12 protein-coding genes are annotated in these 16,347 nt (G+C 60.3%); 3 read left to right on the forward strand and 9 right to left on the reverse strand.

Annotated elements, in window-relative coordinates; genetic code table 11:
* Positions 1 to 181 precede the first annotated feature (181 nt).
* From C2E19_RS27270 to C2E19_RS27295, 6 genes are all read right to left on the reverse strand, one after another.
* Complete coding sequence (locus tag C2E19_RS27270) at positions 182 to 814, reverse strand: sarcosine oxidase subunit gamma (RefSeq protein WP_129395819.1); 633 nt, start codon at positions 812 to 814, stop codon at positions 182 to 184.
* A gap of 143 nt (positions 815 to 957) precedes the next feature.
* Positions 958 to 3,975: a sarcosine oxidase subunit alpha gene (locus C2E19_RS27275; protein WP_116028352.1), complete on the reverse strand. Its 3,018-nt coding sequence runs from the start codon at positions 3,973 to 3,975 to the stop codon at positions 958 to 960.
* Positions 3,972 to 4,301, reverse strand: a complete 330-nt coding sequence (locus C2E19_RS27280) for a sarcosine oxidase subunit delta (protein ID WP_007913119.1) — start codon at positions 4,299 to 4,301, stop codon at positions 3,972 to 3,974. The genes C2E19_RS27275 and C2E19_RS27280 overlap by 4 nt, the downstream gene beginning before the upstream one ends.
* 14 nt (positions 4,302 to 4,315) lie before the next feature.
* Positions 4,316 to 5,566, reverse strand: coding sequence for a sarcosine oxidase subunit beta (locus tag C2E19_RS27285; protein WP_129395820.1), 1,251 nt, complete (start codon positions 5,564 to 5,566; stop codon positions 4,316 to 4,318).
* A gap of 20 nt (positions 5,567 to 5,586) precedes the next feature.
* The gene (locus C2E19_RS27290) at positions 5,587 to 6,840 is read right to left on the reverse strand and encodes a serine hydroxymethyltransferase (protein ID WP_129395821.1); all 1,254 of its coding nucleotides are present in this window, start codon (positions 6,838 to 6,840) and stop codon (positions 5,587 to 5,589) included.
* A 262-nt stretch (positions 6,841 to 7,102) separates the two neighbouring features.
* Positions 7,103 to 7,813: a TraX family protein gene (locus C2E19_RS27295; protein WP_129395822.1), complete on the reverse strand. Its 711-nt coding sequence runs from the start codon at positions 7,811 to 7,813 to the stop codon at positions 7,103 to 7,105.
* Between the two features lie 126 nt (positions 7,814 to 7,939).
* Between C2E19_RS27295 and C2E19_RS27300 the strand changes: the two genes are divergently transcribed.
* Positions 7,940 to 8,980 carry a low specificity L-threonine aldolase gene (locus tag C2E19_RS27300; protein ID WP_129395823.1) on the forward strand — a complete coding sequence of 347 codons (1,041 nt, stop codon included), beginning with the start codon at positions 7,940 to 7,942 and terminating at the stop codon, positions 8,978 to 8,980.
* A 177-nt stretch (positions 8,981 to 9,157) separates the two neighbouring features.
* Positions 9,158 to 9,982, forward strand: coding sequence for an NAD(P)-dependent oxidoreductase (locus C2E19_RS27305; RefSeq protein ID WP_129395824.1), 825 nt, complete (start codon positions 9,158 to 9,160; stop codon positions 9,980 to 9,982).
* Between the two features lie 338 nt (positions 9,983 to 10,320).
* Here C2E19_RS27305 and gbcB read toward each other — a convergent pair whose 3' ends face one another.
* On the reverse strand, positions 10,321 to 11,421 hold the full coding sequence (gene gbcB / locus C2E19_RS27310; protein WP_129395825.1) for a glycine-betaine demethylase subunit GbcB: 1,101 nt from the start codon (positions 11,419 to 11,421) through the stop codon (positions 10,321 to 10,323).
* A 296-nt stretch (positions 11,422 to 11,717) separates the two neighbouring features.
* Between gbcB and gbcA the strand changes: the two genes are divergently transcribed.
* Positions 11,718 to 13,013, forward strand: coding sequence for a glycine-betaine demethylase subunit GbcA (gbcA, locus tag C2E19_RS27320; protein ID WP_008083155.1), 1,296 nt, complete (start codon positions 11,718 to 11,720; stop codon positions 13,011 to 13,013).
* Between the two features lie 97 nt (positions 13,014 to 13,110).
* Here the strand turns inward: gbcA and C2E19_RS27325 are convergent, their stop codons facing one another.
* Positions 13,111 to 14,355 carry a metallophosphoesterase gene (locus C2E19_RS27325; protein WP_129395827.1) on the reverse strand — a complete coding sequence of 415 codons (1,245 nt, stop codon included), beginning with the start codon at positions 14,353 to 14,355 and terminating at the stop codon, positions 13,111 to 13,113.
* A 25-nt stretch (positions 14,356 to 14,380) separates the two neighbouring features.
* Complete coding sequence (locus C2E19_RS27330; protein WP_129395828.1) at positions 14,381 to 16,249, reverse strand: hypothetical protein; 1,869 nt, start codon at positions 16,247 to 16,249, stop codon at positions 14,381 to 14,383.
* Positions 16,250 to 16,347 lie beyond the last annotated feature (98 nt).

A 16,347-nucleotide genomic window follows, 5' to 3' on the forward strand; every position in this document is an offset into this window, starting at 1 on the left:
AGGTTTTTCCCTCACCCTAGCCCTCTCCCAGAGGGAGAGGGGACTGACCGAGGTGTTGTTTCGAGCTACGCCGACCTGAAATATCGCGGCGAACTCAGGCTCGAAAACCACACAAACCTGCTCCCTTTCCCCCTCTCCCCCTAGGGGAGAGGGCTGGGGTGAGGGGGTAGCTTTTGATCTTTCAGGCCTGAACGCTCAACCCGTACTCAGCCGAAGCATCCTGCAACCACAACCACCAGTAATCCGAGAAGCTGCGGCGAATCAGCAGTTCCCAAGTGTCTTCCGCCGTATGCCGAATCATCAGCTGCGACTTGGCGAACACCGTGCCGACCGCTTTACCCACCGGAAAACTGTTCGGGTGCACGTCATAGCTGGTCGATTTCATCAGCACCTGACGCACATTCGGCCCGCTCAGTTCGAGCACTTGCTGGCCGCCACTGACGTTAACGATCGCAAAGTGCAGATCGCCCAGGGCTTCACGCAGTTTCTGTTCAGCAGCGAATTCTTCACCGCTTGGCACGATCAGCAGCCACTCGTCCGGGCCCATCCATTGCAGGCTGGTTTCGCCTTTGACGATGACGCTGAGGGCGCCGGGCAGTTCGATGCCCAAGGCCTTGTGCACACCGGCGGCGAACGCTGCATCGTGGCCGTCGCCACGAATGGTCAGATGGCCGAGAAGTTTCTTTTCACGCACGATCACGCCGGCGTTCTTGCGCCCCTTGCCGACCAGGCTGGCGAGGTCGGCATGCTGCAGCGACGACTCGGCCTTGGCGCCGGTGGTCGGGCGTTGTTGGTAAATATTGGCTGTGGTCATAAAGCACCTTCCTGAATTCTTTTGGTTCCTGCGGTGGCTGATCTGCCGCTTTCGCGAGCAGGCTCGCTCCCACAGGGGAACGCGGTCGAATGTGGGAGCGAGCCTGCTCGCGAATAGCCGCCCGCCCACAGTTCTTGAGGCCGTCAGATGTTCTGGCGATCACCCTTCGGATCGAAGAACACCGAAGAAACAATCTCCGCCTCGATCACGCTGCCATCCGCCAGCGGTGCAAACACCCGCTCACCGAGGCGCTTCAGACCGCCCTTGACCACACCCATGGCAAACGAATAACCGAGGGAGTTGTGCGCGTAGCTGGAGGTCACGTGGCCGACCATGGTCATCGGGATCGCCTGCTTGGTGTTGAACACCAACTGCGCACCTTCCGGCAGCCACACGTTCGGATCGATCGGCTTCAAGCCGACCAACTGCTTACGCTGATCCTTCACGCAGTCTTCACGGTTCATCCCACGCTGGCCGATCCACGAGAACGGTTTGGTGCGACCGACGCACCAGCCCATGTTCAAGTCGTCCGGGGTCATCGAACCGTCAGTGTCCTGACCGACAATGATGAAACCCTTCTCGGCGCGCAGGACGTGCATGGTTTCAGTGCCGTACGGGGTCAGGTTGTACTGCTTGCCGGCCTCGACGATTTTCTCCAGCACGCCCATCGCATAGTCGGCCTGCACGTTGACTTCGTACGACAGCTCACCGGTAAACGAGATGCGGAACACCCGCGCCGGCACACCGCCGACCAGACCTTCTTTCCAGGTCATGAACGGGAAGGCTTCGTTGCTCAGATCAATGTCGGTCACGGCGCTGAGCAGCTTGCGGCTGTTCGGGCCGGACAGGGTCATGGTCGCCCAGTGGTCGGTGACGGAAGTGAAGTAAACCTTCATGTCCGGCCATTCGGTCTGGTGATACAGCTCCAGCCATTGCAGCACGCGCGCCGCGCCGCCAGTGGTGGTAGTCATGACGAAATGGTTGTCGGCCAGACACGCCGTGACACCGTCGTCGAAGACCATGCCGTCTTCTTTGCACATCAAACCGTAGCGGGCCTTGCCCACATCGAGTTTGGTCCAGGCGTTGGTGTACACGCGGTTGAGGAACTCGCGGGCATCCGGGCCTTGAATGTCAATCTTGCCAAGGGTCGAGGCGTCGAGCAGGCCAACGCTGTCGCGCACGGCTTTGCATTCGCGCTTCACGGCGGCGTGCAGGTCTTCGCCGTTTTTCGGGAAGTACCATGGACGCTTCCACTGACCGACGTCTTCAAACTCGGCGCCGTTCTTCACGTGCCAGGCATGCAGCGCGGTGTGACGCACCGGCTCGAAGATGTGCCCACAGTGACGACCGGCCACGGCGCCGAAAGTCACCGGCGTGTAGTTCGGGCGGAACATCGTGGTGCCCATCTGCGGGATGGTCACGTTCAGCGAGCGGGCCGCGATGGCCAGACCGTTGACGTTGCCGAGCTTGCCCTGATCGGTGCCGAAGCCCAGCGCGGTGTAGCGTTTGACGTGCTCGACCGACTCGAAACCTTCGCGGGTCGCCAACTCGATCGCTGCAGCGGTCACGTCGTTTTGCAGGTCGACGAATTGCTTCGGCGCCCGTGCGGTGTTCTTTTCATGCGGCACCTGAAACAACGCCAGCGTCGGTTCTTCGTGACGGCTCAGGGCTTTCGGCAGCACGCCTTCAACAGTCTGGAAACCGGCTTCAGCGGCAGCACGTACGCCGCCTTCAAAACCGTCAGCGAGCGAATCGCCGAGACCGTATACGCCGTTGATGCCACCGACGCACACACGTTTCTGCGGGGCTTCGCCCGGTACGAAACCGAGGATGTCTTCACGCCAGGTCGGCTTGCCACCGAGGTGCGAAGCCAAGTGAACAACCGGGCTGTAACCGCCGGAACTGGCGATCACATCGCAGTCGAGCCATTCGCCCGGGCTGGTCACGGCGTGCGCTTTGACATCAATCGCGGCAACGCGGGCAGCGGTCACACGCTTGCTGCCACGGGCTTCGATCACGGCGCTGCCAGTCAGAATGCGGATGCCTTTGGCACGCGCCTCTTCCACCAGCGCACCGCGTGGGTTGCTGCGCGCATCGGCGATGGCCACCACTTGCAGACTGGCGTCGAGCCAATCAAGCGCCACACGATAGGCGTGATCGTTGTTGGTGCTGAGGACCAGCTTCTTGCCCGGCGCTACGCCATAGCGGCGCACGTAAGTCGACACCGCTCCGGCCAGCATGTTGCCCGGCACGTCGTTGTTGCCGTAGACCAGCGGACGCTCGCAAGCACCGGTCGCCAGCACCACTCGCTTGGCGCGGACACGGTGAATACGCTGACGCACCTGACCAATCGGCGCACGGTCACCGAGGTGATCGGTAAGGCGTTCGTGAATGGTCAGGAAGTTGTGGTCGTGGTAACCGTTGACCGTGGCGCGCGGCAACAGCAGCACGTCCGGGGTGTTCTTCAGTTCGGTGATGACACTGGCGACCCAGTCCATCGCCGGTTTGCCGTCGAGGCTTTCGCGCGAGTCGAGCAGGCTGCCGCCGAACTCTTCCTGCTCGTCCGCCAGAATCACCCGGGCCCCGCTGCGCGCAGCAGCCAGAGCAGCGGCGAGACCGGCAGGGCCAGCACCGACGATCAGCACGTCGCAATGCTGGTTCATGTAGTCGTAAGTGTCCGGATCGACTTCGGTCGGCGAACGGCCCAGACCGGCAGCCTTGCGAATGTACTTCTCGTAGGTCATCCAGAACGACTGCGGATACATGAAGGTTTTGTAGTAGAAACCCGGCGGCATCAGCTTGCCGCCGACCTTGCCGAGAATGCCCATCATGTCGTTGTTGACGCTCGGCCAGCCGTTGGTGCTGGTCGCAACCAAACCTTGATACAGCGCCTGTTGCGTGGCGCGCACGTTGGGGATTTGCGTGGCTTCGGTAGCACCGATCTGGAGCACTGCGTTCGGCTCTTCGGCACCGGCGGCGAAGATCCCGCGAGGACGCGAATATTTGAAGCTGCGGCCAATGATGTCGACGCCGTTGGCGATCAGCGCGGCGGCCAGCGAGTCACCCTCGAAGCCTTTGTAGCTCTGACCGTTGAAGGTGAAGCTCAGCACTTTGTTGCGGTCGATCCGTCCACCGTTGGACAGGCGATTGGTCTGGCTCATACCTTCTCTCCCAGCGCCGTCGTGGCTGTTTTCGCCGAATCAGCCTTGTCGGTGAATTGCGGCTTGGTGCCGATCTTGTAGGTCTCGAGAATCTCGTAGGTCACGGTGTCGCGGGTGACGTTGAAGTACTGACGGCAACCGGCAACGTGATCCCACAACTCGTGATGCAGACCGCGCGGGTTATCGCGGAAAAACATGTAGTCGCCCCACTCTTCATCAGTGCAGGCGCCTGGATCGAGCGGGCGCGGAATGTGCGCCTGACCGGATGCGTGGAATTCCTCTTCGGAGCGCAGTTCGCCGCAGTGAGGACAGAAGATATGCAACATGGGGATTTCTCCTGTTAGTGGGCGACAGCCGCAGCGCCGTGTTCATCGATCAACGCACCGTTGTGGAAACGGTCGATGGAGAAAGGTGCGGCCAATGGGTGCATTTCACCCTTGGCCAGACTCGCGGCAAACACGTTGCCCGAGCCAGGAGTCGCTTTGAAACCACCGGTGCCCCAACCGCAGTTGAAGAACATGTTCGGTACCGGGGTTTTCGAAATGATCGGGCAAGCGTCCGGGGTGGTGTCGACGATGCCGCCCCACTGACGGTTCATGCGCACGCGCGACAACACCGGGAACATCTCGACGATGGCCTGAATGGTGTGTTCGATCACCGGGTACGAACCGCGCTGGCCGTAGCCGTTGTAGCCGTCGATACCGGCGCCGATCACCAGGTCGCCCTTGTCGGACTGGCTGATGTAACCGTGCACGGCGTTGGACATGATCACGCTGTCGATAATCGGTTTGATCGGTTCGGACACCAACGCTTGCAGCGGGTGGGATTCGATCGGCAGACGGAAACCGGCGAGCTTGGCCATGTGTCCGGAGTTACCGGCGGTGACCACACCGACGCGCTTGGCGCCAATGAAACCCTTGTTGGTTTCAACACCGATGCACACGCCGTTTTCCTTGCGGAAACCGATCACTTCGGTCTGCTGGATCAAGTCCACACCGAGGGCGTCGGCGGCACGGGCAAAGCCCCAGGCCACGGCATCGTGGCGCGCCACGCCGCCGCGACGCTGAACAGTTGCGCCCATCACCGGGTAGCGAGTGTTTTTCGTGCAGTCTAGGTACGGAATCTCGTCAGCGACTTGCTTGGCATTGAGCAGTTCGCCATCGACGCCGTTGAGGCGGTTGGCGCTGACCCGACGCTCGGAATCACGGATGTCCTGCAGGGTGTGGCACAGGTTGTAGACGCCACGCTGGGAGAACATCACGTTGTAGTTCAGGTCTTGCGACAGGCCTTCCCACAATTTCATCGCGTGTTCGTAAAGGTGCGCCGACTCGTCCCACAGGTAGTTGGAGCGCACGATGGTGGTGTTGCGCGCGGTGTTACCGCCACCCAGCCAGCCCTTCTCGACCACGGCGACGTTGGTGATGCCGTGTTCTTTCGCCAGGTAGTAGGCAGTCGCCAGACCGTGCCCGCCGCCACCGACGATGACCACGTCGTAGACCTTCTTCGGCGTCGGTGTGCGCCACATGCGCTGCCAGTTTTCGTGGTGGCTGAGGGAGTGTTTGAAGAGGCCGAAGCCCGAATAGCGTTGCATAGTCAGTTACTCCAGAACACTCAGCGATAAACCGGGAAGTCTGCGCACAGGGCCGACACTTGCTGGGCAACATTGGCCTCGACATCGGCATCACCGAGGTTGTCGAGGATGTCGCAGATCCAGCCAGCCAACACTTCGCACTGGGTCACCTTGAAGCCGCGAGTAGTGACGGCTGGGGTGCCGATGCGCAGGCCCGAGGTCACGAACGGTGATTGCGGGTCATTCGGCACGGCGTTCTTGTTGACGGTGATGTGCGCACGGCCAAGGGCGGCGTCGGCGTCTTTGCCGGTCAGGCCCTGACGGATCAGGCTGACCAGGAACAAATGGTTGTCGGTGCCGCCGGACACTACATCGTAGCCACGTTTGATAAATACGCTGGCCATCGCCTGAGCGTTGTCGATCACTTGTTGCTGATAAGCCTTGAAGCCCGGCTCCAGCGCTTCCTTGAAGCACACGGCTTTACCGGCTATGACGTGCATCAGCGGGCCGCCCTGAGCGCCGGGGAAGACGGCGGCGTTGAGCTTCTTCTCGATCTCTGCGTTGGACTTGGCCAGGATCAGCCCGCCACGTGGACCGCGCAGGGTTTTGTGCGTGGTGGTGGTGACCACGTCGGCGTACGGCAGAGGGTTCGGGTACAGACCGGCGGCGACCAGACCGGCAACGTGGGCCATGTCGACGAACAGCAGCGCGCCGACCTTGTCAGCGATCTGACGGAAGCGCGGGAAGTCCAGAGTCTTCGAGTAAGCGGAGAAACCGGCGACGATCATTTTCGGCTTGGATTCGACGGCGAGACGCTCGACTTCGTCGTAATCGATCAGCCCGGTGTCGGTGTTGATGCCGTACTGCACGGCGTTGTAAAGCTTGCCCGAGGACGACACTTTGGCGCCGTGGGTCAGGTGACCGCCGTGGGCCAGGCTCATGCCGAGGATGGTGTCGCCCGGCTGGATCAACGCCAGGTATACGGCGCTGTTGGCCGACGAACCGGAGTGCGGCTGGACGTTGGCATAATCGGCGCCGAACAGTTGCTTGGCGCGTTCGATGGCCAGCGCTTCGACTTTATCGACGTGCTCGCAGCCACCGTAGTAGCGCTTGCCCGGATAGCCTTCGGCGTATTTGTTGGTCAGGCCGCTGCCTTGCGCTTCCATCACGCGTTTGCTGGTGTAGTTCTCCGACGCGATCAGCTCGATGTGATCTTCCTGACGTTGCTCCTCGGCATTCATCGCCGCCAGCAGTGCATCGTCGTAACCCTGGATCTGGTCTTGCTTGCTGAACATCGCGTCTCTCCCAGCGGCATCTGTGCGCCATTCGTCTCGGTAAGGCACCGGCAATCACGGCAGTGCCCTTTGATGCCGATGGTATGACCGGCGCAGACAGCTCAAATGCCTGCGCGCGCCACGCAAAGGTGCGTTTACGACATGGCTGGAAATGACTAGAAGGATGCAATCCCCTGTAGGAGCTGCCGAAGGCTGCGATCTTTTGACTTTGGCTTTTTCAAGATCAAAAGATCGCAGCCTTCGGCAGCTCCTACAGGGGGTTTTAGACGAGCAACTGGCGGATGGCGAGCAGCAGGAGGAAATGTGCGGGATAAAGGGCGTAAGCCCAACGCCGCATCGGCGGTGGCTGAAGATGTCGCCCATGTCGCAACAGGAACATTCCGAGCATTGGCGCAAGCAGACAGGTGGCAATGCCGAGGATCGCGACGCTACTGCCAAATCTCGTCGAGTCGTACAGCACTTGCCATTGATTCGCTGCGAGGCATATCAAACCCGGCAACAGGCTGAAATACCACGGCCGGCGAAACAGCAGCAGCATCGCCAACGGCAGCAGCACCCCGAAGAACCCGAACATCAGCCGCTCCGGGAATACAGCGGCAAGTGTCACTGCACTTACCGCCAGCAGTCGTGAAACCCAAACCGGATCCTGCCACCCCCGCGCCACCAGCAAACCCAGCGCCAGCGTCGGCAGCACATTCAACGTATCCGGCTCCGGAATGTACAACCGATACGGAATCTCGCTCACCGCACTGAACAGCAACAACCAGCCCAGATACCGCCACTCCATCCTCCGCGACCCATCGCGCGCCAGATTCGCCGCCATCGCCAGACAAAACCACGGAAACGCCAGCCGCCCCGGCACATACAGCCAATCGACGGAGAACCCGACATATCGCAGGTGATCGAGCAACATGCTCAGCAGCGCCAGCCACTTGAGCAGATCCAGCGCGCCGTCGCGTTTAGTCAGGTGCATAATCGGCCTGCGTCCATGTAATGTTCTGACAGCGACATCCCGTGTGCTCCCCGGAAGATCTTCGGTAAAGTGCGCACCCTCATTGACCACGAGCCTTCACAAGAGTCTCGACCACGGAAGCCGGCCATGACCGACAAGAGCCAACAATTCGCCAGCGACAACTACTCCGGTATCTGCCCTGAAGCCTGGGCTGCCATGGAGCAGGCCAACCACGGCCACCAACGCGCTTATGGCGACGATGAATGGACCGCACGCGCGTCCGATCATTTCCGCAAACTGTTCGAAATTGACTGCGAAGTATTCTTCGCCTTCAACGGCACCGCCGCCAACTCGCTGGCCCTGTCGTCGCTGTGCCAGAGTTACCACAGCGTGATCTGCTCGGAAACCGCCCACGTCGAAACCGACGAATGCGGCGCGCCGGAATTCTTCTCCAACGGCTCGAAACTGCTGATCGCCGGCACTGAAAACGGCAAGATCACCCCGCAGTCGATCCGCGAAGTCGCGCTCAAGCGCCAGGACATCCACTACCCGAAACCGCGCGTCGTGACCCTGACCCAAGCCACCGAAGTCGGCAGCGTCTACACCCCGGAAGAAGTCCGCGCCATCAGCGCCACGTGCAAGGAGTTGGGCCTGCACCTGCACATGGACGGCGCGCGCTTCTCCAACGCCTGCGCCTTCCTCGGCTGCTCGCCAGCCGATCTGACCTGGAAGGCCGGCGTTGACGTGCTGTGCTTCGGCGGCACGAAAAACGGCATGGCCGTGGGTGAAGCGATTCTGTTCTTCAACCACAAGCTGGCGGAAGATTTCGATTACCGCTGCAAACAGGCCGGGCAACTGGCGTCGAAAATGCGCTTCCTCTCGGCACCATGGGTCGGCATTCTCGAAACCGACGCCTGGCTCAAATACGCCCGCCACGCCAACCACTGCGCGCAATTGCTGGCCGAGCTGGTCAGTGACATTCCGGGCGTTGAACTGATGTTCCCGGTGCAGGCCAACGGCGTATTCCTGCAACTCTCGGAACCGGCCATTGCCGCCCTGACCGCGAAGAACTGGCGTTTCTACACCTTCATCGGCAAGGGCGGCGCACGCTTCATGTGCTCGTGGGACACCGAAGAAGAACGCGTCCGCGAACTCGCCCGCGACATCCGCGAAGTCATGTCCGCCTGACCTGACTCCACACCCTCCCCTGTAGGAGCTGCCGCAGGCTGCGATCTTTTGATTTGTTTTTTAAGATCAAGATCAAAAGATCGCAGCCTGCGGCAGCTCCTACAGAGATTGCGTTGCCCTTGGTCTACATTGTCTGTCGAGCCCTTCGCTCACATAACAATAAGCAGGAGCATCGGCATGTCGTTACAAGGCAAAACCCTGTTCATCACCGGCGCCAGCCGTGGCATTGGTCGTGAGATTGCGCTGCGTGCCGCGAGGGACGGGGCCAATATCGTGATTGCGGCGAAGAGCGCGGAGCCTCACGCGAAACTGCCCGGCACCATTCACAGCGTCGCTGCGGAAGTCGAAGCGGCGGGTGGCAAGGCGCTGGCGTTGCAGGTGGATGTGCGTGATGAGGATGGCGTGCGCCAGGCTCTCGCCCAAGCCAACGAACATTTCGGCGCGATCGATGCGCTGGTGAACAACGCCGGGGCGATCAAGTTGACCGGTGTGCAGCACATCGAACTCAAGCGTTTCGACCTGATGCACCAGATCAACACCCGCGCGGTATTGCTGTGCAGCCAGGCCGCCCTGCCCTATCTGAAGAAATCCGCCGGGCACATTCTCAACCTGTCGCCGCCGCTGAATCTGGCGAACAAATGGTTTGCACAGTTCAGCCCTTACACGGTGACCAAGTACGGCATGAGCATGCTGACGCTGGGGATGAGCGAGGAATTTGCCAGTTACGGGATCAGCGTCAATTCGCTGTGGCCGCAGACGATGATCGCTACGGCGGCGATTGAGTTTCAGTTGGGTAATCGGGAGTCGTTCAAACAGGCGCGTCTGCCTTCGATCATGGCGGATGCGGCGCATGTGATTCTGGATAGCCGCGGGCGGCAGATCACCGGCCGGCTGTTGATTGATGAGGACGTTTTGCGGGAGAGCGGTGTGACGGAGTTCGGACAATATCGCTTTGATCGAGAAAGCGACGCGGCGTTGATGCCGGATTTGTTTATCGACTGAAAAGCCCCTCACCCTAGCCCTCTCCCGGAGGGAGAGGGGACTGAATGGGGGATATTTGAGAATTACGCCGACGTGAAACTGCTTTGCCGAATCCACAATCGATAAGGTCATTCAGGTCGGTGTAGAACGCCAGACACCTCGGTCGGCCCCCTCCCAGAGGGAGAGGGCGCTGATTGGGGGATGCTCAAGGAATACGTCGACCTGAATCTGCTTTGCCGAATCCACAATCGATAAGGTCTTTCAGGTCGATGTATAGCGCCAGACACCTCGGTCGGCCCCCTCTCCCTCTGGGAGAGGGATGGGGTGAGGGGTAAGCCGTACGCAAAAATTCGCCCCACTCAGAAATCGATCCGCACATCGCCTTTAGGCACGCTGCAGCAAGACAGAATGTACCCCTCGGCCTCGTCGTCCTCGGTAATCCCGCCGTTGTGCTCCATCTCCACTTCGCCCCCCAGCTTGAGCACCTTGCACGTCCCGCAAATGCCCATGCCGCACGCCTTCGGAATCATCAACCCAAGCTTCGCCGCTGCCGCATGCACAGTCTCGCCCGGTGCCACACGAATGCTCTTGCCCGACGAAGTGAACTCGACCTGATGCAGATCCGCCGCATCGATTTCCGGTGCATCCGCAGCCTGCTCGGCTTGCTCCACCGCATCGGCACGCGCTTCCGGTGGCGTCGCACCAAACGACTCTTCGTGATAACGCGACATGTCGTAACCGGCCACTTCCAGCATGCGCTTGACCGCGTTCATGTACGGCGTCGGCCCGCAGCAGAACACTTCGCGCTCAAGGAAGTCCGGGACCATCAGCTCAAGCATCTTGTGGTTCAGGTAACCGCGATACCCAGCCCACGGCTCACCCAAGCCGTGCTTCTCACAAATCAGGTGCAAGCTGAAGTTGTCGATCCGCGACGCCATATGCTCCAGCTCGCGGTGATAGATGATGTCTTTCGGCGAACGCGCGCTGTGGATAAAGGTCATGTCGACGTTGGCGTTGGTGTCGTAAAACCAGCGCGCCATCGACATGCATGGCGTGATGCCGACGCCGCCACTGAGGTACAAGACTTTCGGGCTCGGGAAGTCGATGGCATTGAACAGGCCGACCGGCCCGTGCACCGCCAACTCTTGCCCCTCATGAAGCGTGTCGTGCAACCAGTTGGAAACCTTGCCACCCGGCACGCGCTTGATCGTCACCGAAAAGCTGTACGGCACCGACGGCGAACTGGAGATCGTGTACGAGCGCATGATCGGCTGGCCTTCGATTTCCAGCTCCAGGGTGACGAACTGCCCGGGTTTGAAGAAGAACAGGATCGGCTGATCAGCCATGAAGCAGAAGGTGCGCACGTCCCAGGTTTCCTGGATGACTTTGACGCAACGGACGATGTGTCGGCCATTGGCCCAGGTCTGGGTGGTGACCGGATTCAGGAAGCTGTTGGACATGCTGTTCTCCACGGCCGACTGTCGGCCTCATGTCGGCGATTCTGCGTATAGCGCAGACCGTCCGTTTACCTATCCGCGACATCGGCATACTTATCGCGACCAGCCCCCAACCACCGGGGGTTGCGCGTCGGGAACAGATTGCACCATGTCGCCCATGGATAAGGTTCCGCCCAGCGCCGGCCCCACACTCGCCTCACACCAAGACGAATTCTTTACACCTTGCGTAGCAACCGTTAACAGCACACCTGATCAGCCACTTTTCGCCGGCCACGCAGATGGCCTTGAGGATCAAATCGATGGACGTCACCGCAAAAATCAGCCTGGGCGATCCGCTGGAACCCGCACGCAAGGCCACCGCACAAATGCTCCAGGAGCGCGAGCGGACGTTTTCGCTGCCACAGCCGTTCTATAGCGACGAGCGGCTGTTCGATATCGACATGCAGGAGATCTTCCAGAAAGAGTGGTTGATCGCCGGCATGACCTGCGAGATCCCGGCCAAGGGCAACTACCTGACCCTGCAGATCGGCAAGAACCCGATCATCGTCATCCGAGGCGCCGAGGGTGTGGTGCATGCGTTCCATAACGTCTGCCGTCACCGTGGCTCGCGCCTGTGCACCAGTGAAAAAGGCAAAGTCGCCAAACTGGTCTGCCACTACCACCAGTGGACGTACGAGCTGGACGGCCGCCTGCTGTTCGCCGGCACCGAAATGGGCGCCGACTTCGACATGAAGCAGTACGGCCTCAAACCGGTGAACGTGAAGACCGCCGGCGGCTACATCTTTATCAGTCTGGCGGAAAATCCGCCGGCCATTGATGACTTCCTGTCGACGCTGAACCATTACATGGAACCGTACGACATGGAAAACACCAAGGTGGCGATCACCACCACCTTGATGGAAAAGGCCAACTGGAAACTGGTGCTGGAAAACAACCGCGAGTGCTACCACTGCAACGCGTCGCACCCGGAACTGCTGAAAACCCTGCTGGAATGGGACGACGTCACCGACCCGCGCGCCGATCAGGCGTTCAAGGATCACGTCGCCGCGTCCGCTGCAGCGTGGGAAGCCGAGAAAATTCCTTATGCCCACGCCAGTTTCGGCCTGCGCAACCGCATCGTGCGCATGCCACTGCTCAAGGGCACCGTGTCGATGACCCTCGACGGCAAACAGGGCTGCGCGAAACTGATGGGCCGGATCAAAAACCCGGATCTGGGCTCGATGCGCATCCTGCACCTGCCGCACTCGTGGAACCACTGCATGGGCGATCACATCATCGTCTTCACCGTGTGGCCGATCAGCGCGCAGGAAACCATGGTCACCACCAAGTGGATCGTGCACAAGGACGCGGTCGAGGGCGTGGATTACGACGTCGAGCGCATGCGTCAGGTGTGGGATGCGACCAACGATCAGGATCGACGTCTGGCGGAAGAGAACCAGCGCGGGATCAACTCGACGGCGTATCAGCCTGGGCCTTATTCGAAGACCTATGAGTTTGGCGTGGTCAACTTCGTGGATTGGTACAGCGAGCGCTTGCTGAATAACCTTGGGGCCGAGCCTGCGCCTTACCTCAAAGGCGTCCCCGTCCAAGGCTAAAAGCAAAGGCTTCGCGAGCAGGCTCGCTCCCACATTTGGAATGCGTTCCAACTGTGGGAGCGAGCCTGCTCGCGAAGAGGCCGGCCCAGTCACCGCCTCACTTGGACGACCACCTCACCGATCCATCCTCACCAATAAACTCCTCAAATATCTCCTCCCCCACCAAGCGGATCTTCGCGTACCCGTTCAACACCCGCAGCGGATACGCCGGGTCCTTGGCATCTTGCGTCTCCGACCACAACACCCGCGAATGCCCGTTCAGCTCACTGGAATTGCCATAGGGAATCGCCCCGTGCCCGGCGCAACGCGCGTGCAAACCGCCCTGCTGCGCATAAACGATGCCGTTGTGCAGATGCCCCCAATACCAATAGTCCGGCTCACGCCCCAGCGCATCGCACACCGGTTGATACAACGCAGTCTCGTTGTGCCCGGAAATATCGAAGCCCTGATGATGGCTGAGCACCATGATTTTTTTGCGTTTCGGCAGGCCTTTCATCCACTCGATCTGCGGCTCGTTCAACGTGCCGTCCATGTACAGGTTCATCGCATCGGACGCATAGGCCGAATCCAGCCCGACCACCAGCCAGTCATCGTTGATCAGCGCAAAATAGCTGGTGCCCTGCTGGCCCGGAAAACGCTTGGCCAGTTCCTTGAAGTAGCCGTGGGCGCCGCTGTACATCTCGTGATTGGAGTTGAGGGTGAACGAACCGTGGGTGCCCATTGGCCAGCCGGCCATGTCGACGTCTTCCTGGGAATGACTGCCGGCGTAATAGACATCCCCCAGATGAATGGTGAAGTCGGCGTTGGCCAGTTGCATCTGATTGGCCACGGAGACAGCAGGTGCATGACTGTTGAACGGTCCGGTGCCCCAGTCGCCGGCAATCGCCAGGGTCACCTCACGGTCCATTTGCACCACCGCCGGGTCAGTGCCGAACGTCGCGTGATGGCGCAGGTTCTCGATCCACTTGAGCAGTGCCTCGCTCCACAACAAATCGAGCAGTTCCCACTTGCGACACCCCAGCAACGTGCCGTCCTTGAGTACCCTGGTTTGCAGTTGATCCGGCGACTGCGGCAACGGCGTCGCGTTGCCGATGCGCAGGATCGACAAACCGTGGGATAGCTCCCACGGCACCGCCGGCTCGTCGTCCGGCAACTCGCCGTTTTTCAGCACGTACTGCGCCTGGTCGTGACCGCGCTGGAGCAACTTGATGATGGCCTGGAACTCCTCGGGTTCCAGTTCGCTGATGAGCTTCATCCAGGCCATTTCCACCCGCGTGAGCAGCCCGTGCAGACGTACTTTGACCTTGTCGTATTCATGCTTCAGATGACCGACTGCTGACATGACGAAATCCTCTATCCGTAAGACTTCACAGGGTTTTCATGAATTCGATCAGCGCCCGCTTGTCGTCGTCCGACAGCGTCGTGCCGTACAGGTGGCCCGTGTTGTGGTTGCCCTCCAGACGCGTGTCGTATTTGAAGTCGGCCGAGGCCTTGGCCTGGGCGCCGCTGGTAACAAAACCAACGTTGACCGGATCGTAGATGTCGGAACCGGTGATGAACGTCTGCGGACGTTTTTCTGGTGGTTGCAGCAAGTCCCACAGCGTCGGCACCGAGCCGTTGTGCAGGTACGGCGCGCGCAGCCAGACCCCGTCGGTCGGCGTGTTGCTGTAGCTCTGGGTCTTGCGGTAGGCGCCGAAGTCGAACGGCGGTTTCTTGAAGCTGTGGAATGCAGCCACCAGCCCCGTGGTGAAAGAGTCCAGCCGATGCGGATCGGTGCCGAGCTGGTCGATGTTGGTAGTGACCTGACCGGTATCCGCCCGACCGAAGTCATGACAACCGGCGCAGTTGTTGTCCCAGATCGGTTTGCCCTGCGCGACTTTCGCCTGATTCAGCGCCCACGGCCACGCCGGCGCCTTGTGCCCGAGCAGCCAGTTGGTCACGCGATTGAAGCTCGGCGGCAACACCGATTCCGGCGTCGCGCCCACGGCCATCGCAGCGGCGTAGTTGCGTTCGTGAATCTTGTTGTTATTACCGTCCCAGTGCAGGTACATCGATTCCCGCGGTTTCTGATTCCACACTTGCGGCAGGTCGACGGTGCCGATGGTCGAGTCATCCGGGAAGCCGAACACGACCATTTTCGTCGGGTTGAAGGTATCCGTGCGGCCCGGGCCCTGTTGCGGGCGCAGCTTCTGCCAGGCGTAGGCCTGTTTCTGCTTGAGCAAGGCGCTTTTTGCCATCGGCATGATCAGGTAGCGGTTATAGAGTTTTTCGAAGAAGCCCAACTGAAACTTGCTGTTGATCGCCGCCATCACCGCGTCGGTGGTGAATTTAGGGTCGCTGGCGCAATCGTAGGCAAACCATTGGAAGGCTTGCAGTTGCAGGGTATTGGCCGGTGCACTGGGTACATTGACGGCGACGTCACCGGCATTGGCGCGGTAGGAACCGGTATGGCACAGCGCGCAATTCGGCTCGACCGTCGGGTAGCCGATCTGTCGCTTGGCCATGCCGATCGGCAGATCCTTGCCGTTTTCAAAAAGGAAGCCGAAGACTTCCCAACCACCGGGCTTGGGCATTTTCTCCGGGCACATCTGCGGCAGTACGGCGAACAGGTAATACGGAATACGCGCTTCGATACCGAGGCCAATGGCGGCGTACTTGTAGTGGTCTTCGTCGGAGGCATATTCCTGCTCGGGAACGACGCGGAGCATCTGATACCAGGTTTCGTAGCCGATAAAACCGAGCACCGCGACCACGATCAGCGTGCCGACCTTGAAGGCGTGACTCTGCCATTGCCGCGCCCACGCCGCGCGCCACTCGCGCCAGCCATCGCATAGCAGCGCCCATGGCTGATTCTGCGGCGCGGTGCCCAAGTACAGCAAAATGCCGAGAATCAGAAAGAAGCTCAGGTCGCCCATCAGCATCGGTACGAACACCGAACCTTGAATGCTGGTGTTGATCAGGTAAATCCAGAAGATCACCGCGATCAACCGCGTCAGCACACACAGCCAGGAATGCACCACGTAGCGCGGCGCGTTGAAACCCGACGGCATGTAAAACACGCTGATACCGACCAGCAGCATCCCGGCGTTTTCCAGCCATGGGTCGGAGAGTTGCGGCGGCAGCCCGACCACTGATGTCAGCAACCCCGGCGCGAACAGCGCAGGGATGGCGAACACCATGTTCATCGCAATACCGATCCAGATGAAGCGTTGAAACCAGCGGATGTAGCTGTCCATATCATCCATTTCCTTGTCTGAATTGCGAACACGACACCGCACCTGTAGGAGCTGCCGCAGGCTGCGATCTTTTGCCCTTCAAGATCAAAAGATCGCAG

Source organism: Pseudomonas sp. DTU12.3, from assembly GCF_004124275.1.
In the GTDB taxonomy this organism is placed as follows: domain Bacteria; phylum Pseudomonadota; class Gammaproteobacteria; order Pseudomonadales; family Pseudomonadaceae; genus Aquipseudomonas; species Aquipseudomonas helmanticensis.

Excerpts from the sequence above, each read along its gene's own strand:
- C2E19_RS27270 (WP_129395819.1), bottom strand. The coding sequence starts at position 814 with ATGACCACAGCCAATATTTACCAACAACGCCCGACCACCGGCGCCAAG.
- C2E19_RS27275 (WP_116028352.1), bottom strand. The coding sequence starts at position 3,975 with ATGAGCCAGACCAATCGCCTGTCCAACGGTGGACGGATCGACCGCAAC.
- C2E19_RS27280 (WP_007913119.1), bottom strand. The coding sequence starts at position 4,301 with ATGTTGCATATCTTCTGTCCTCACTGCGGCGAACTGCGCTCCGAAGAG.
- C2E19_RS27285 (WP_129395820.1), bottom strand. The coding sequence starts at position 5,566 with ATGCAACGCTATTCGGGCTTCGGCCTCTTCAAACACTCCCTCAGCCAC.
- C2E19_RS27290 (WP_129395821.1), bottom strand. The coding sequence starts at position 6,840 with ATGTTCAGCAAGCAAGACCAGATCCAGGGTTACGACGATGCACTGCTG.
- C2E19_RS27295 (WP_129395822.1), bottom strand. The coding sequence starts at position 7,813 with ATGCACCTGACTAAACGCGACGGCGCGCTGGATCTGCTCAAGTGGCTG.
- C2E19_RS27300 (WP_129395823.1), top strand. The coding sequence starts at position 7,940 with ATGACCGACAAGAGCCAACAATTCGCCAGCGACAACTACTCCGGTATC.
- C2E19_RS27305 (WP_129395824.1), top strand. The coding sequence starts at position 9,158 with ATGTCGTTACAAGGCAAAACCCTGTTCATCACCGGCGCCAGCCGTGGC.
- gbcB (WP_129395825.1), bottom strand. The coding sequence starts at position 11,421 with ATGTCCAACAGCTTCCTGAATCCGGTCACCACCCAGACCTGGGCCAAT.
- gbcA (WP_008083155.1), top strand. The coding sequence starts at position 11,718 with ATGGACGTCACCGCAAAAATCAGCCTGGGCGATCCGCTGGAACCCGCA.
- C2E19_RS27325 (WP_129395827.1), bottom strand. The coding sequence starts at position 14,355 with ATGTCAGCAGTCGGTCATCTGAAGCATGAATACGACAAGGTCAAAGTA.
- C2E19_RS27330 (WP_129395828.1), bottom strand. The coding sequence starts at position 16,249 with ATGGACAGCTACATCCGCTGGTTTCAACGCTTCATCTGGATCGGTATT.